11 protein-coding genes are annotated in these 18,015 nt (G+C 54.8%); 1 reads left to right on the top strand and 10 read right to left on the bottom strand.

Features of this window, described 5'->3' with window-relative positions:
• Window positions 1-388: 388 nt before the first annotated feature.
• The 5 genes from DFP98_RS07950 to DFP98_RS07935 form a co-directional block, all read right to left on the bottom strand.
• Window positions 389-1,183 (bottom strand): ABC transporter permease, encoded by a 795-nt coding sequence (locus DFP98_RS07950; RefSeq protein ID WP_246016450.1) that lies wholly within the window; start codon window positions 1,181-1,183, stop codon window positions 389-391.
• The gene (locus DFP98_RS07945) at window positions 1,167-2,093 is read right to left on the bottom strand and encodes an ABC transporter ATP-binding protein (RefSeq protein WP_116060050.1); all 927 of its coding nucleotides are present in this window, start codon (window positions 2,091-2,093) and stop codon (window positions 1,167-1,169) included. The genes DFP98_RS07950 and DFP98_RS07945 overlap by 17 nt, the downstream gene beginning before the upstream one ends.
• Before the next feature lie 124 nt (window positions 2,094-2,217).
• On the bottom strand, window positions 2,218-2,373 hold the full coding sequence (locus tag DFP98_RS38975) for a hypothetical protein (RefSeq protein WP_181917557.1): 156 nt from the start codon (window positions 2,371-2,373) through the stop codon (window positions 2,218-2,220).
• Between the two features lie 22 nt (window positions 2,374-2,395).
• A complete protein-coding gene (locus DFP98_RS07940) occupies window positions 2,396-3,490 on the bottom strand; it encodes an LCP family glycopolymer transferase (RefSeq protein WP_116060049.1) in 1,095 nt (364 codons plus the stop codon).
• An 18-nt stretch (window positions 3,491-3,508) separates the two neighbouring features.
• Complete coding sequence (locus tag DFP98_RS07935) at window positions 3,509-3,967, bottom strand: hypothetical protein (protein WP_116060048.1); 459 nt, start codon at window positions 3,965-3,967, stop codon at window positions 3,509-3,511.
• Window positions 3,968-4,180: 213 nt separating this feature from the next.
• Between DFP98_RS07935 and DFP98_RS07930 the strand changes: the two genes are divergently transcribed.
• Window positions 4,181-4,552 (top strand): helix-turn-helix domain-containing protein, encoded by a 372-nt coding sequence (locus DFP98_RS07930; protein WP_116060047.1) that lies wholly within the window; start codon window positions 4,181-4,183, stop codon window positions 4,550-4,552.
• A gap of 549 nt (window positions 4,553-5,101) precedes the next feature.
• Here the strand turns inward: DFP98_RS07930 and DFP98_RS07920 are convergent.
• From DFP98_RS07920 to gltB, 5 genes are all read right to left on the bottom strand, one after another.
• A complete protein-coding gene (locus tag DFP98_RS07920; protein ID WP_116060045.1) occupies window positions 5,102-8,290 on the bottom strand; it encodes an S-layer homology domain-containing protein in 3,189 nt (1,062 codons plus the stop codon).
• 19 nt (window positions 8,291-8,309) lie between these two features.
• Entirely contained in the window at window positions 8,310-9,866 is a 1,557-nt protein-coding gene (locus DFP98_RS07915; protein ID WP_116060044.1) for a dockerin type I domain-containing protein, read from the bottom strand.
• Window positions 9,867-9,958: 92 nt separating this feature from the next.
• Entirely contained in the window at window positions 9,959-11,518 is a 1,560-nt protein-coding gene (locus DFP98_RS07910; protein ID WP_116060043.1) for a dockerin type I domain-containing protein, read from the bottom strand.
• 70 nt (window positions 11,519-11,588) lie between these two features.
• Entirely contained in the window at window positions 11,589-13,151 is a 1,563-nt protein-coding gene (locus tag DFP98_RS39690; protein WP_116060042.1) for a dockerin type I domain-containing protein, read from the bottom strand.
• Window positions 13,152-13,321: 170 nt separating this feature from the next.
• Entirely contained in the window at window positions 13,322-17,926 is a 4,605-nt protein-coding gene (gltB, locus tag DFP98_RS07900; RefSeq protein WP_116060041.1) for a glutamate synthase large subunit, read from the bottom strand.
• Window positions 17,927-18,015: the final 89 nt, after the last annotated feature.

The following is an 18,015-nucleotide window of genomic DNA, read 5'->3' as shown; positions in this document are numbered from 1 at the left end:
AAACCGAGATTTCTCGCAAACTGATGTGCGAGAGCCAAGCCGCCGCTCTGCCGCTCTAACGTTGCCCAGTCTCCTTACAGCTTCTCCGGGCGATCGTTCTGCACTCTAACGTTGCCCAGTCGCCTTGCAGCTTCTACGGGCGATCATTCTGCGCTCTAACGTTGCCCAGTCGCCTTGCAGCTTCTACGGGCGATCATTCTGCGCTCTAACGTTGCCCAGTCGCCTTGCAGCTTCTCCGGGCGATCATTCTGCGCTCTAACGTTGCCCAGTCGCCTTGCAGCTTCTCCGGGCGATCGTTCTGCTCCCCAGGAACAGCACAAAAAAAATGAAGCTGCTCCAAATTGGAACAGCTTCATTGTATTAACCGCTCAAAAAGCACGCCGAATGCTTAGGCTGCGACGTCCCGCTTCCGGAACACCGTCCAGGAAACGACGTTAAACAGGACGAAATAGACGGCCAGAACCGCCAGCGAAAAGCCGAGCGTCGTCGGATGGTTCGGAATCGGTCCGTTCCCGCCGTCGATATAGTTTGTCAAGTCCAAGTGCATGAACAGAACGTACTTCACCCAAGCCTTATTCGCGATAGCGAACAAGCCGGTGATGAGATTGCCCGCGAAGAGGAACGAGATCGACAAGCCGATCGCCAAGCCTCCGCTGCGGAACGCCGAAGACATCGTGAACCCGAACGTCACGATCATCACAAGGGTAATGAACTGAAACAGATAAAACGTGAGCATGTACTCCCAATTGGACAACCCGGAACCGGATAGGGGCTCATCGCCCAGCCCGAAGATCAGCATATTGGACAGCAGCGTCACGATAAATGCGGTCACAGTGAAAAATAACGCAAACAGCAGCGTCGAGACGTATTTGGACAGCAAAATCGTCGAACGGCTCCATGGTCGGATCAGCAGCAGCTTGATCGTTCCCCACGTAAACTCGCCGGCGACGCTATCGGCCGCTACCACTACGGCGAAGATTGTAATGAGGGAGTAGAGGATATACGACTCCGTCATCATGATGCCCCAGCCGGAGATGCCTTCCCCGCCGGCCAGATAGATCGCAAGCGATACAAGCGGCGGAATCAGCACGATAAAACCGAGCATGATCCACGTTCGGATTCGGCGATAGATTTTCATATTTTCGTTCAGGATCAGGTTCATAAAGTTAGCCAATGGTTTCACTTCCCGTCACTTCGAGGAATTGGTCTTCCAGCGACTTCGTCTTCACGCGAATTCCGTAGACGTTGATTCCCGCCTCCACCAATCTCCGATTCATGGCTGCGATTCCCTGACGATCAGACGTCAGCGTTAAGAAGCCACCCTCAATTCTGCCCGCGCTTTGGCCCTCAAGAATACCGAGCGCCGCGTCGGGATGATCGACGTCGAATTGAACTTCCTCTTGGGCAACGCTCTCCCCTTCGGCGGCTTGTCCTCTGATCGAGCGAATGTCGATGATCCGCCCATTCTGAAGGATCGCAACCCGATCGCACATCAGCTCCATCTCAGAGAGAAGATGCGAGGATACGAGCACGGCCGTCCCTTCGTCTTGAGCCAGCTTGCGCAAGTAATCCCTGAGCTCGCGAATACCGGCAGGATCCAGCCCGTTCGTCGGCTCGTCCAGCACGAGCAGCTTCGGTCGATGCATGACCGCTTGCGCAACGCCCAGCCGCTGGCGCATACCTAGGGAGTACTTCTTCACCTTGTCGTGAATGCGTCCTTGCAGCCCGACCAGATGGATGACCTCTTCAATTCTCTTCTCCGTAACGGAAGGGTTCATTCGAGCATAATGAAGCAAATTCTGATAACCCGTTAGAAACTTGTACATCTCGGGATTTTCCACAATTGCGCCGACATGTACGATCGCTTTGGGATACTCCGTTTTGATGCTGTGATCCGCAATGTGAATGTCTCCTGCGGTTAATCCCATCAAGCCGACGATCATCCGGATCGTCGTCGTTTTGCCCGATCCGTTCGGGCCCAGGAAGCCGAACACTTCTCCCGGCCGAACCTCGAAGGACACTCGGTCGATAATCGTCCGTTTGCCGATGACTTTCGTCACGTTCTGCAGCCGGACGACAGGGGTCTGTGACATGCGCTTACCTCCGACATGTTCAATTTGTTCCAGTTTCATTATACCAATGTTGCCGGTCCAATCCGAATCTTTACCAAAATTTTAAGAGGTCATTCAAAAAAAGGCTAAGGCAAGCTTATCGCCGTTATCCCGAAGTGCGTGCCAACAGCTTGCAATTGACGCAGCAGCCGAGCGGATACTGCGCGCGGTAATATCCTGTGCGGAACAACATGCCGGCCTGTTCAATCGGCTTCAAATGCTCGCATTTCACGCAATAAAACAATACCGCTTGCTCTTTCATTCGTATCCCTCCGTAATCCGTTTCAATTCGAATTCAAACCCTTCAACATCTCCGATTGTATTCTTCGGCGTTCCTCCGCCGTAATCGTGTAATAATAAATCCCGTTGATCATCTTTCCCTGTCCCTGCAAATACATAATTTGGACGTTGCCGCTCGTCGACCGATACTTCGTAATCAGGTCGATCATCTGGCCGGAGGTCAAGTTCGTTCGCACATATTCGGACAGATGAGACAGCAGCTTTGGAAGCTTAGTCACCGTTCCCGCTCCGGCCACCCGATCGACCGCGTCGGACAAAATCTGCCTTTGCCTCTGTGTTCTTCCGAAATCGCCTTGAGGATCTTCCTTGCGCATTCGGCTGTAAGCCAGCGCCTCTTCGCCGTTCAGATGCTGCTCGCCCTTCGGAAAAGAGTGTCCCTCGTAATTGAACGCCCGCTCGTTATTAACGTCGACCCCTCCGAGCGTATCGACGATATCGATGAGCCCGCCCATGTTCGTTTTCATATAAAAAGCGATCGGCACCCCGAAGGCCCTCTCTACCGCTTCGACGGACAACGCCGAGCCTCCGAATGCGTAAGCGTGATTGATCTTGTCGTACTTCCCTGAATTCGGCATCAGTACTCTCGTGTCCCGGGGAATCGACAAGGCGATCGCTTGGCCGGTACGAGGCTGGACCGTAAGCAAAATCATCGTATCGCTTCGCCCGCGGTCTCCTGGACGCTCGTCCACTCCCAACAGCAGCATCGTAAACGGCTCCTTGTTCGCCGTGCTCGGACTCCTCAATCTCGCAACGTCTTCCTCGCTTATTTTCAGCGGTTCCGCAGGATTGCGATCGATCGCCGTGATCGGAACGACCGGCGGCTCGCCTTCCTCTTCCATCGCGGGCTCCTCTATATCCTCTTCCGGTCCTGCCGACTCATTCGTAGGCAGAATTTCCGGCTCATCTTCCGTCTCGAACACAGGGTCTACCCATTTCGTCGACGGGAGCGGCTCGTACATGGCGTTCATCGTCCGCTGCGCGGATACCCAGACGTACCCGCCGGCTCCAATTGCAATTACCAGCACAGCGGCCATGGCATAGCCGAGCCATCTAACGAATCTTCTCCGTTTCGGCTTCATGATCCCTTCACCGTTCCTTTATGAAGTTACGTCCAGATGCTTGAATTGGCCGTCGTCGTGACGGCTTGCCACCTTTTTATACAGCGTATGGATGTGCGGACTGGCAATCAGCATCTGCCGAACGTATTCGTCAAAACGAAAGCGAAACGCTTGATGCTCCCAGCCCATCATCCTCCATTCTCCGCCATAGAAGAATAACCCGTCCTCTTCGCCGGAGTGCAGCAGAACAATGCGCGGCCGCGCCGTATATTGACCGAGCTGCAATTCGATCATCCACTCCACGTCATCCCGCACCGGCAGCCGCAAATTCGTGGCGAAGCTGCAGCCGCCGTGCCCGACATCGCGAAGCAGCACACGCTGCGCCCGGCTCTTCAGCTCCCTCTCCTGCACTTGCCATAAGCTTAGCTCCACGTAAACCGGCGTTTGCGGCCTAAAGCGGATATAGGTGCGTCTGTTGACCGTGATCTCTTCGTCCATGGCTTATCAAGCTCCCGATTGATACAATTTGTAACAAAGACATGCGATTAATTTACGATACATTTTGTATCTAGTCAAGGGGATTTTTTCGATTTTAAGCCGGAATGCTACAATTATTTGCAATTTTGCTCGATTAATAATAAAATAGAGACAACTTGATGTGACATTTTGTCGCATTTGACGCAGACCAATGAATTCCCTGGGAGGGATCCGATGAATATCGGCAATCGTCTCGCCTTTCTAAGAGACCAACGCGGCTTAACTCAAGAAGAACTTGCTGCTTCCCTGGGCATCTCGCGCGCGGCGCTGTCTCACTACGAGAAAAGCCGCAGAGAGCCCGATACCGAGACGCTGGGCAAAATCGCGGATCTGTTCCAGGTTTCCATCGATTATCTGGTAGGAAGGACGTCGCAGCCTCAGACGACTCTGGACCCCGAGATTCGTCAATTCGCCGATGAGCTTGAGCTGTCGGACGAGCAGATATTGGAGCATTTCTCCTTAACGATCGACGGACGCAAGCTGACCGCCGATGAAGCGCGTCGCTTCATCGCATTCGTGCGCGCCGAACGCAATATGAGCAGTTGAGAATATCGGACGCCGTGCGGCGCCGAAAGAATAGAAAAGAGAGCGGCATCTTCGCCGCTCTCTTTTCTATTCTCCTATTCGATCAAACGGCTCAAGACCGTTGGCTCGAGCTTATGAATTGTTCCAACAACGTTTCCTTATGTATGCCCATTTGCTCCAGAATCTTGCGGATGTCAACTTCCAATGGTTGCTTACACGATCTCTGTTCCATCGGTAATTCCTTCTCCATCTCCGCTACCCAATCCTCTCTTCGATCCCGGTTTGCAAAGCTAATCCCAGTATAGTGTACAAGGCTTGCAGAGGGTGTCGACCACTGTAAGCGTTCCATTTTTTTTATTTAGAGGTTTTGTCGAATTCAGTGCTTCCTCCGCGCAATTCCGGTTTCTCTATCAAAATAAACCAAGAAGCTGTCCCATAAGCGCCTCAAGTTGCTCTCAAGGACGATACTAAAGGTTCAAGGGTATGTACCCTCTTGCTTTGCTTATCGATCCTCTTAGGCGACTCTGCTTATGGGATAGCCTCTTGGCGTGCGTTAACAAGTATTACCGTCTATTGGCCGATAGCTGTCTCTCCGCCATTAGCGCTACGGGTATAACGATGTTCTAACGATGCTTCTTGAATGTGGCCGAACGCCCAGTGATTCTCAGGCACGTCCTTCCATTTCGCCTCCGTATTCGCGAGAGGCCCCCGATCAAGCACGCGATTCAAAATCACGACTGCTTCGGCGCGAGTCAACGAATCATTCGGGCGGAAGAGCCCGTTGCCGGAGCCCGTCATGACGCCAACGGCGCTGACTCGGTCAATAGCTTCGCTCGCCCAATGCCCTGTCGCATCCTTGAATTTAGCCGAATTCGGGTTGGCCGTCTTCTGTCCGCTCCTCAGCAGTCGATCGACGATCGCCGCCATCTCCGCGCGGGTAATGAACTTCTCCGGCATGAATTTTCCATTAGCCGCCCCTTGCATATAGCCTCGAGCCGTCGCTTGAGTAATCGCCTGCTTCGCCCATGCGGCGTTTGGCAAGTCGATATACGCTGCATTGGATGATGCCCCCGCAGAGCCCGGCAGCGCTCTGGTCAGCAACGCCGCCATCTCCGCGCGGCGAACCGGCTGATCCGGACGGAACGTTCCGTCGCTGTAGCCCTCAATATAAGCGGTATGGGAAAGAATATTTGCCTTAACGATAGAGAAAGTACTGAATTTAGTGATCGTGAACTGGATCCCTTGTGTACTCGATCCGTTGTAAGCGACAAGTTCTCCCTTCACGACCTCCTTCGTCCCATCGCTATGCTCAATAAAGACGCTAAGGTTGCGAAGCTCCTCCTGGGACAGCTCACCTTTGACCGGGAGCACAAGCGTAACCTCGCGGCTGCTCATGTTCGTCTCGATCGTCATCGGCCGGCCAACCAATTGCAGACCGTCCGCGCTCGCCAATTGAAGCAGCAAAGGCTCGCCCTTGAGCCGTTGCTCCACCCGCTTGCGCTCGTCCGCTGCCTTGATCGGAACGATATGGAAGTAGACTTCCTCCTTCAAATCTTTTAACGAACCGCTTGGAATGATCATCCCGGCATTGTCGGTCCAGATCTGCATCGCGATCCCCTGCTCGGCAAACGGCTTCGTTGCATCGACCGGCAGTCTGACATTCAACTCGGACACTTCGTCCTTAGCGTCGGGAATAATGATTTTCGCAGCAGAGGAACCGGCTTCCTTAAGCTGTTTAACCGCTTGGGCCGCCTGAGTCCCCGTCAGCGTCACCTCGTCCTTCTTGCCGCCGTCGGAGCGTGTCGTTCTTTCTATAGTCGCGCTGGCCACTACGCCGCCTTTGCCGCTTCCGTCATTTACGTCAAGTGTAATCCTCTCGCCTTGCGGTGTCGAACCGCCGCCACCGCCACTGCCGGTAGATGGAGCCTTTGGTACGGCCGCTTCCGAAGGCGCTGACGGATCGGACGTTCCGGCAGCGTTCTGAGCAACTACCGTAAACGTATAAGACGTTCCGTTTGTTAGCCCAGAAACAACTGCCGACAGCAGATCCCCGCTTACAGTAACCGACTGCTCCCCGGGAGAAGCCGTGACGATATACGAGGCGACCGGCGCTTGCGCCGCATTGGCAGGCGCGCTGAACTTCACCTCGACTTGCTTGTTTCCGGGAACGACTGTCACAATCGTCGGAGCCAGCGGCTTCGCCACTGGACGAACCGTGCCGATCAACGGCTCCGAATCTCCCACAAGGCTCACTGCATAGATTCGAATCGTATACGTTTCGCCATTATTCAGACCATCGAAGCTCGCGCTGTAGACGTTCTCTGAATTAGTCGGTACTTCCTTCGATGCGACGACAACGTTATTCAGCACCGCTTCGACACGGTACTTCGCAACGGGCGCGCCGTTCGAGCCAGTCGGCTTGGCGAAGGAAATAACCGCAGTCCCGTCGCCTGGCGTTGCACTGAAATTCTCTGGAGCACCCGGAACCGGTTGAGGCGCGACGGCTTCCGAGGCCGGGCTCAAATCGGATTCGCCGGCAAGGTTGACTGCTTTGACGGCGAATACATAGTGGGTACCGTTAGTAAGTCCTTCCGCAGTATAGCGGTTAGTTTCAACATTGCCGGCGATCTCGACCCAATCGGCCGGATCGCTTGGCGCAGCGCTGCCTTCGTAACGGAACACCTTGTAGGTTTCCGCAAGCGGAACGGCCGGCCATTCCAGCCGTATTTTGCCGTCGCCCGGATTCGCCGTAACCGCGGTTGGCGCCTCAGGCGCAACCACGATAGCAATCTTGCCAGCCGTAATGGTTTTGTTCATTTCTACGACGTCCAAATCTGTGAATGTCAGTTGTCGAACGTCGCTCGGCTGCTCGACGGTCAACGGATACTCTCCGCTATCGGCGTTCTGCGAAACTGCAAACTTGATCGTAAACAAAGTTTGCGCCTCGGTCGAGGCCGGAATCGACGCATCTCCGCCGGTCAAATCCACCCAAGCGACAATTAGCCATCCGTCGGTATTGTCATAATTCGATACCGTGTCCTGGCCGATTATTTCTTCTACGCTCATTACGGATGGATCGAACTTGATCCGCATGCCGTAAGAAGCGACTGCCTTATCCAGCGACAGCGCTCGAACCGGCACCGATACGGATGCGGCTTCGCCGGCCCTGACGTAGCCGCTGCCGATTTCGATCTCCGCTTGGCCGGCCGCAGCCACGGTGATTTTGCCATTGACCATAGCTGCATCGATCGGATCGGTATCTTCGTAGAGTTGCGCAGTTACGAGCGACAGAATCGAGTCTCCTGACGCTGCTCCATCCTTGACCTTAAAACGCAGTGTAATCAGTTCGCCGGATTCGTCAATAAAGTCCGATAAAAGCAGACCTAACTTCAGATTGCCTGACGTGGATGCATCTACAGTTAATTCCGCGTCCGCATCGACATTGGTGACAAAGCCGCTAATGCGAGCCTCATCTCCTGTTGCCGGCTCCAATACCTGTGGATCGTAGGCCACGGTAATATCGGAGCGATAGACATACAGCCCCGACCCGTTATCATCGAAGAAGATAGGTACGTCGACATAATCGCCAGGCGCGCCCGCTGCCGTTCCGATCCGAATGGAAGCCGGTGCCGGATCCGATGCTGCGGACGCGCCTGGGAGCGACGGCAGCACCAGAACAAGGATCAGCAGCAAAGCAAGCACAGCATTGAATTTACGGCGCATGCCGGTTAAATGAGAATTGCGGTAAGTATAGTTCAATTCGTTCACCTCTCGGTTTCTAGATGGCCTTGCCCGAATAAATGTTCATAATGATAGTCGCATCCGCCGCGTCTACTGCGCCGTCGCCGTTCATATCCAGCATCTCCAACTGATCGGCGGTCAGCGTAATCGTGCCCTTCACATACTTGGTGACCAGCAGCGCATCCGCCGGAGTTACAGCTCCGTCCCCATTGGCGTCGCCCATGATTCTCACAATAATCTCCACTTTACCAGCCGTTTCGGAGTAATCCTCGCTATCCTTTGCCAGCCATTCGAACGAGGTCGTTCCTCCCCATCCGGCTTGCGGAGTATACGTCAGTCCGTCCAGATTACCTTCCGATATTATCTGCCCTTCTGTTACAGGGTTACCGTTCAGACTAAGCGTCCCATGGGACGGCAGAGAAGCAATGCGTATCGCTTGCATCGCATCATTGTTCTGATCGGAATAACGGCTTAAGAATTCCGCTTTGTCAAAAGCAATTGTCTGATTTTGTTTGCTGCGTTTCGTGAACGATCCTGCCGTCGGCGGGTCGTTGATCTCGCCAGTTAAGCTTAGTTCCCGGTTAAAGGTTGCATCCGCATCCAAGCCGATGACGATAATGCGGTCGTTCGTCGCGTCCGTCACGTACAACGCTCCGTCCGGGCCAACGGCGATAGAGTGCGGAGCGATAATTCCATACTTATCCGCAAGATTCAGCCAGGGCTGCAACGTCGGACGGTTACTGTAGGACACTCCGACGTAGGAGGTTCGATTAATTGTTGTTTCGTTCACGACCACGTAGAACATTTTTTCAATCGGATCGACAGCAATTTCTCCGAACCTGTCCCCATTCGCGGCAAACATATTAAAGACACCTTCGAGGTCGATGTAGTCTCCTCCGGACTCCCACTTCTTGCCGTCATTGTGGTAGGCGTATCCCAGCTCTCCTTGCTTTGCCGATCCTCCCCCGCTCCTGCCTGATAAGCTCATATCCAGGCCGCAGCTGGAGGTTCCCTGCCCGTAGATCGGGGGATCGTAGCCGATCACCCGATAAGCCTCACAATGAAAGTAGGCCGTGGTTTGGATTTTATGGCTAAAATCGTTGAACCTATGTACAACAATAAGGCTTTTGACGTTCATATTATCGGGAACCCCAGCAGACGGTGTGAAAAATGGCGAGATCATCAGATTGATCGGATATTGTATCGCCGCGTTGTTATAATCCTTCAGTTCAAGCGTATTCCCATCCTGGTCAAACGCGTACAAGCCGGCCGAGCTGCCCGATGTGGCAACGTAAAGATGGCCCTTCTCGTCGATGGCGATAGCTGTCGGGTTAGGAACGGGAATGATCAGATTAACGAGTCCATCGACGCTCGCGCGCAGAACCCGGTTATTGCCGGTGTCGGCGATATACATCTGGGTCACGCCGTTATAGGTATTAAACTCTATCTCCTGCGGCGACTTCAGACGCATTGGACCGGTTGCGGCTTCCGCCGCCGGCTGCGGCACCGCCCATGCCGTGAGCAATACGGCAGTTAGCACCGCCACTGTCCATCGCATCATCTTGTTCAGCCTGCTTCTTCCTGTTGTCGGCATCTGCGGACTTTTCCTCCTTGAGTTGAATAGGGTTGGGAACAGTGTAACAGGACGCACTTAACAATCTCTTAAAAATGCTAAGCGATAGCGCGTTAAACCGCCTTACCCGAATAAATGTTCATAATGACGGTCGCATCCGCCGCGTCTACTACGCCGTCGCCGTTCATATCCAGCATCTCCAGCTGATCGGCGGTCAGCGTAATCGTGCCCTTTACATGCTTGGTGATCATCAGCGCGTCCGCCGGAGTCACGGCTCCGTCCCCATTCGCGTCCCCCATTACTCTCACGACAATCTCCACTTTGCCAGCCGTTTGGGAATAGCCGCCGCTGTCCTTCGCCTTCCATTCGAAGAAAGTCGTGCCTCCCCAACCCGCTTGCGGAGTATACGTCAGTCCGCCCAGACTGCTAGCAGGAATGACTTGTCCTTGAGTTACAGGAATACCGTCGTGTTTAAGCGTCCCCTGTGGCGGCAGGGAAGCAACACGAATCGCTTGCAAGGCATGACCTTCCGGATCGGAATAACGGGTCAAGAAGTCATTAGGGACGAAGGTCATGTCCTGATTCTGCTTGCCGCGCTTCACGAACGATCCCGCCAGCGGCGGTTCGTTGATCTCATACGTCAAGCTTAACTCCCGGTTAAAGGTCGCATCCGCGTCCAGACCGATGACGATAATGCGATCCTTCGCCGCATCTGTTACATACAGCGCCCGGTCGGGACCGACGGCGATGGAGTGCGGCTCGCTGATTGCGTATTTGTCCGTAAGATTTAGCCAGGGCTGTAACGTCGGACGATTATAGTAGGACGCTCCGTTATAGGAAGTGCGCTCTATCCTTGTTTTGTTCACGACGACATAGAACATTTTATCGACTGTATCGACGGCGATCTCTCCATACGACGTCTGCATAATATCAACAGGAGACATATTAAAGACGTCTTCCAGGCTGACAAAATATCCTCCAGACTCCCACACCTTGCCGTCGGGATGACGTGTAAAGCCGATTTCTCCCTGACCCGAACTACCGCTGCCTCTGCCGGCCAAATCCAAATTCTGGCTGCCCTTGAAAGTTACCAGTCCATAAGTGATCGGCGGATAAAAGTTGGTTTGCGCATAAGACTCGTAATGGAAATGGGCAGTTACAAACAACTTATTTTCATTGTTGTATCTTCTAGTGACGATCAGACTTCTAACATTCAGATTGTCGGGATACCCTGGCACAGGCCTGAAAATCGGAGCTTCCATGAGATTGATCGGGTATTGTACCCGCTCGTTTTTGTAGCTCCATAGCTCAAGCGGCTCCCCATTGCGGTCGAACGCGTAAAGTCCGGCTGTCGAACCCGATTCGGCCACGTAAATATAGCCGTTCTCGTCAATATCGATGGCTGTCGGATTGTTGACGTCGATAATCAAGTTAACCAGTCCATCGGGATCGGCGCGAAGAACCCGGTTGTTGCCAGTGTCGGCGATATACATCTGTGTGACGCCGTTGTAAGTAGCAAACTCGATCTCCTGGGGCGACTTGAGCAGCAGCGGACCGATCGCGGCCTCCGCCGCCGGGGTCGGCACGGCCCATGCCGTGAGCAGTGCGGCAATAAGCGACGCCGCTGTCCATTGCTTCATTTTTTTCAACTTGCTCGTTCCTGTTGTTGGCATCTGGGAACTGTTCTCTCCTTAAATTTGAATAGGGACGTGAACAGTGTAACAGGAGGCGCTTAACAATCTCTTAAATGGCCTTGCCCGAATAAATGTTCATAATGATGGTCGCGTCCGCCGCGTCTACTACGCCGTCGCCGTTCATATCCAGCATCTCCAACTGATCGGCGGTCAGCGTAATCGTACCCTTCACATACTTGGTAATCAGCAGCGCATCGGCCGGGGTCGCGGCTCCGTCCCCGTTGGCGTCGCCCAACACTCTCACCGCAATCTCTACTTTGCCGGTTGCTTGGGAATACCTGTTGCCATCCTTCGCCTGCCACTCGAATGTCGCCGTTCCTCCCCAGCCCGATTGCGGCGTGTACGTCAGCCCATCCAGATTGCCTTCCTGTATGACTTGTCCCTGCGTTACGGGAATACCGCCAAGTTTAAGAGACCCGTGGGACGGCAGGGAAGCAATGCGAATCACTTGCATCGCATCCCCTTCCGGGTCGGAATAATGACTCAGGAAGTCATTTCGGGCGAAGGTCAACGTCTGATTTTGCTTGACGCGCTTGGCGAACGATCCCGTCAGCGGCGGTTCGTTATTCTCGTCGATGATCTCTTGCGTCAAGCTTAACTCGCGGTTAAAGGTCGCACCCGCATCCAGACCGACGACGATAATGCGATCGTTCGCCGCATCGCTCACGTACAACGCCCGATCCGGGCCGACGGCGATGGAGTGCGGCTCGCTGATTCCGTATTTGTCCGTCAGACTCACCCAAGGCTGCAGCGTCGGACGATTGGTAAAAGACGCCCCTTCATAAGAAGCACGCTCGATTTTCGTTTTATCCACGACTACGTAGAACATTTTGTCAATCGTGTCTACGGCGATTTCTCCGTACGGCGCCTGCGTAATATCCCCAGTGCTAATGTTAAAGACATCTTCCAGACTTACCATACTCCCCGCCGACTCCCACACCTTGCCGTCAGAATGACGCGCGAAACCGAACTCTCCCGTTGGGTAAGGACCGGCAGATCCACTGCCGCCAAATTTTAAGTACTGTTTACACTTTTTCGTCTTCAGCTTATACGTAGTCGCAGGAGGGAAGTAAGTCGTTTCCTTCACATAGGCCTCGCAATGAAAATAAGCAAACCGATTTCTATCATCGTTGTTATCTCGGGAAATGATCAGACTTTTGATATTCAAATTGTCGGGATATTCCGGAACAGGCTGGAAAAATGTCATTAGATTGATCGGAAAATTTACCCGTTCGTTTTGGGTGTTCCATAGCTCAAGCGTCTCCCCGTCCCGGTCGTACGCATAAAGCCCAGCCGTTGGTCCCGATTCGGCAACATAGATATTACCATTCTCGTCAACGTCGATGGCCGTCGGATTGTTGACATTGATAATCAAGTTAACCAGCCCATCGGGATCCGCACGAAGAACCCGGTTGTTGCCGGTATCGGCGATATACATTTGAGTCACGCCGTTATAGGTGTTAAACTCGATTTCCTGCGGCGATTTGAGCAGTAACGGAGCGATTGCGGCTTCCGCGGCCGGCGGAACAGCCCATGGCGTGAACAATACGGCAATAAACGCCGCCACTGTCCATCTCATCATCTGGTTCAGCCTGCTTTGTCCTGTTGTCATTTGGGAACAGTTCTCCTCCTTGGATTTAAATAGGATTGCAAACAGCGTAACAGAACGCACTTAACAATCTCTTAAAAACCCTAATAGCCCCAACCGAGCAGTCAACGTCGCGTCAAAAAAAAGAAGCAAGGCACATCCGAAGATGGCCATGCTTCTCTATTCCATGTTTATTAGTTGCCCCCGACGCGAGACAAGTCGCGCATGTTGGCTTCGAAGGCGGCGAGCATCGCCTCTTCCCCGCTTAAGCCTTGGGCTTTTACTTTGGCGATTTGCTCCATCATCCGCTTGTAGTCCTTCGGAATGATCTTGACGAACCTGGCGACGAATGCCGGCCATTCCTCCAGAACCCGACGGCCGAGCTCGCTGTTCGTATACTGAACGTGCTTGGCGATCATCGAACGCACTTCCGCAATCTCGTCCTTGTCCTCAAGCGGCTCCAGGCCGACCATTTCGAAGTTGCAGCGCTTCGCGAATTGATCGTCCCAATCGATCACATAGGCGATTCCGCCCGACATGCCCGCCGCGAAGTTGCGCCCCGTCCTGCCGAGGACGACGACGCGTCCGCCGGTCATATATTCGCAGCCGTGGTCGCCGACGCCTTCCACGACGACATTTGCTCCGCTGTTCCGTACGGCGAACCGTTCGCCGGCTGTGCCGCGAATATAAGCTTCCCCGCTCGTCGCTCCGTATAACGCGGTGTTACCGATGATGACATTATCCTCCGCCTTAAACGTCGCATTGGGGGACGGATACACGATAATTTTTCCGCCGGACAGCCCTTTGCCGACATAGTCGTTGGAGTCGCCTTCAAGCGCCAGCGTTATGCCTTGCGGAATAAACGCTCCGAAGCTTTGTCCCGCCGTTCCGACGAAGCGGAATTGAATCGTGTCTTCGGGCAAACCGTTTTTGCCGTACCGGTTCGTCACTTCCGATCCGACGATCGTGCCGACGACGCGGTTCGTATTTTGGATCGGGAACGTTCCTGCCACTCGTTCGCCGTTTTCGAGTGCCGGCTCGGCCGCAGCAAGCAGCGTCCGAATGTCGAGCGACTCCTCCAACAGATGATTCTGAGCTTTCACCTTGTACCGGAAGGAGCCTTCCGGCAGCTCAGGCATGTGCAGAAGCGCGGTCAGATCGATGCTCTTCGTCTTGAAATGCTTATCCGCAAGCTTCGTGTCCAGACGGTCGACCCGGCCGACCATCTCCTCTACGGTGCGGAAGCCAAGCTCGGCCATAATCTCGCGCAGCTCCTGAGCCAGAAACTTCATGAAGTTGACGACGTAATCCGCGTCGCCCATAAACTTCTTGCGCAGCTCCGGATTTTGCGTCGCGACGCCGACCGGGCAAGTGTCGAGCTGGCAGACGCGCATCATGACGCAGCCGAGCACGACGAGCGGAGCGGTCGAGAAGCCATATTCCTCGGCTCCGAGCAGCGCAGCGATCGCAATGTCGCGCCCGGTCATCATTTTGCCGTCGGTTTCGACGACGACGCGATCGCGCAGATTGTTCAGAATAAGCGTCTGATGCGTCTCCGCAAGACCAAGCTCCCACGGCAGCCCCGCATGGCGGATCGATCCGACCGGCGAAGCCCCCGTTCCGCCGTCGTAGCCGGAGACGAGAATAACATCGGCGCGTCCCTTGGCTACGCCGGCCGCGATCGTGCCGACGCCGACCTCGGAGACGAGCTTGACATTGATCCGCGCCCGGGGATTCGCATTCTTCAGGTCGTGAATCAGCTCGGCCAAGTCCTCGATCGAGTAGATGTCGTGGTGAGGCGGCGGCGAGATCAGGCCTACGCCAGGAGTCGTGCCGCGCACCTCCGCGACCCATGGATACACCTTGCGACCCATTAGCTGCCCGCCTTCGCCCGGCTTGGCGCCTTGCGCCATCTTGATCTGAATCTCATCCGCGCTGGACAAGTAGTAGCTCGTTACGCCAAAGCGGCCGGAAGCGACCTGTTTGATCGCGCTGCGGCGGGAATCGCCGTTTGCGTCCGGCACGTAGCGCGCCGGATCCTCGCCGCCCTCGCCGGAGTTCGATTTGCCGCCAATCCGGTTCATCGCAATGGCCAGCGCCTCGTGCGCCTCCTTGCTGATCGAACCGAACGACATCGCCCCGGACTTAAAACGCTTGAATATCGCTTCTACAGGCTCGACCTCTTCGATCGAAACCGGAGGGCGGTCGAACTTGAATTGCAGCAGAGAGCGCAGCGTTCTCGCCTGCTCGTATTCTCCTTGAACTAGGGCCGAATATTTCTTATACGTCTCATAGTTGCCTGTACGGGTCGCCAATTGCAGCGTATGAATCGTCTGCGGATTAAACAGATGATCCTCGCCGCTTTTGCGCCATTGATAATCGCCGCCGGAATCGAGCTCGCGCTCGGCTCCTTCCCTAGCGGCGAACGCGCGATGATGCGCCGCCAAAGCTTCCTTCGTTAGGATATCCAGACCAATGCCTTCGATGCGCGAAGCCGTGCCCGTAAAATACTGTTCGACCACTTCCGAATTCAAGCCGACCGCTTCGAAGATTTGCGCGCCTCGGTAAGACTGGATGGTCGAGATGCCCATTTTGGACAGTACTTTCACGACGCCCTTGGTCGCCGCTTTAATAAAGTTTTTGACCGCTTTCTCGTGCGAGATATTGCGAATCATCCCTTGGCGAATCAAATCGTCCAGCGTCTCGAACGCCAAGTACGGGTTGACCGCGCTGACGCCGTAGCCGACCAGCAGGGCAAAATGATGAACCTCGCGCGGCTCGCCGGATTCCAGCAGTATGCTCACCTTCGTACGCGTGCCTTGGCGAATCAGATGATGGTGCAGCGCAGCTACGGCCAGCAGCGACGGAATCGCCGCATTGTCGGCGTCGATGCCCTTATCGGACAGAATCAGAATGTTATGACCCTTGGCGATGACGCGATCGGCCGCTTCGCACAGCAGCTTCAGCGCATCGCGCAGCCCTTGTTCTCCGTCCTGGGCCAGGAAGAAGATCGGCAGCGTAATCGACTTGAAGCCCGGGCGATGCACGTGGCGCAGCTTTGCGAACTCCTCGTTCGAAAGTATCGGCGTATACAGCCGGATATGTCGACAGCTTTCCGGCTCCGGGCTCAGCAGATTCCGCTCCGGTCCTACCGTCGTATAGGTGGAGGTTACGATTTCCTCGCGGATCGCATCAATCGGCGGGTTCGTCACCTGAGCGAACAGCTGTTTAAAGTAGTTGAACAGTCTTTGCGGTCTCTCCGACAACACGGCCAACGGAGAGTCGTAGCCCATCGATGCAAGCGGCTCAACGCCGGTCAATGCCATCGGCTCCATGACCTTGCGCACGTCCTCGAACGAATAACCGAACGCCTGCTGCCGCAGTTGGACCGTCTCATGGTTTGGCTCGGGCAGCTCCGGCGCCTCCGGCAAATCCTCAAGATCGACCAGATGGCGATCCAGCCATTCCCGATAAGGATGCTGCGTTACGATCGAACGCTTCACTTCCTCATCGGAAATGATGCGCCCCTCCTTCGTATCGACGAGCAAAATCCGTCCCGGACGCAGCCGGTCCTTCAGCACGATATCTTCCTGAGGAAGCTTAATAACGCCGGCCTCCGAAGCCAGGATGATCAAGTCGTCCTTCGTAACGTAGTAGCGCGCCGGGCGCAGTCCGTTGCGGTCGAGAACGGCGCCGATCTGCACGCCGTCCGTAAAACCGACGGCGGCGGGACCGTCCCAAGGCTCCATCAAGCAGGCATGATATTCGTAGAAGGCCCGCTTCTCTTCGTCCATATACTCGTCGTTCTGCCACGGCTCGGGCACCATCATCATTGCCGCATGAGCCATCGAGCGCCCCGCCAAATACATGAACTCGAACGTATTGTCGAACATCGCCGTATCTGAGCCGTCCGGCGCGATAATCGGCTTGATTTTCTCCAGATCGTCCCCGAACAGCTCCGATTGAAACAGCGTCTGGCGGGCGTGCATCCAGTTGATGTTGCCGCGCAGCGTGTTAATCTCGCCGTTGTGGATCAAATAATGGAAAGGATGCGCGCGCTCCCAGCTCGGGAACGTGTTTGTGCTGAACCGCGAGTGAACGAGCGCCATCGCCGTTTGCAGCCGCGAATCGTGCAGCTCCGGATAGAACAGCCCGACCTGCTCCGTCGTAAGCATTCCTTTATATACGATTTTTTTGCTCGAGAAGCTGGGGAAGTAAAACATATCCGCCCCTTCGATATCCGCATAGCGAATCGCCAGCTCCGCGCGCTTGCGGATCACGTACAGCTTGCGCTCGAACGCCAGATCGTCCGTCAGTTCGGCCGAACGCGACAGGAAAGCCTGACGCACGAACGGCTTAACCTTCTTAGAGGATTGCCCGAGCGGCTCGTCGTTCGTCGGCACCGTCCGCCATCCGAGCAGCGTCAGTCCCTCTTCCTCCACGATCCCTTGAAAAATATCCTCATGCTTGCGGCGAACGTCCTCCTCTTGCGGAAGGAACGTCATCGCTACCGCATACTCGCCTTCCTCCGGCAAGTCAAAGCCGAGCTCCGCCGTCTCCGCCCGAAAAAATTCGTGCGGGATTTGCAGCAGGATGCCTGCCCCGTCTCCAGTGCTCGGCTCGCTGCCCTGACCGCCGCGATGCTCCATGTTAAACAGCAGCGTTAGCGCCTGTTCTACGATCTCATGCGACTTCTTGCCTTTGATATGGGCGACAAACCCCATTCCGCAAGCGTCCTTCTCGTACTGCGGATCGTACATTCCCTGTTTGACGGGAAGACCTCTACGCATCTCTGCCATATCTATCAACCTTTCTGTGGACAGTATGGGAAAATCGACGAAATGCCTTCAATTCCCGTCCCGTTTCACCTAATATAGTTAAGGAAGGA

The organism is Cohnella phaseoli, from assembly GCF_003386235.1.
Classification (GTDB): Bacteria; Bacillota; Bacilli; order Paenibacillales; family Paenibacillaceae; genus Cohnella; species Cohnella phaseoli.
The sequence above is the reverse complement of the archived record's forward strand: the minus strand, read 5'-3'. Positions and strand labels throughout refer to the sequence as shown.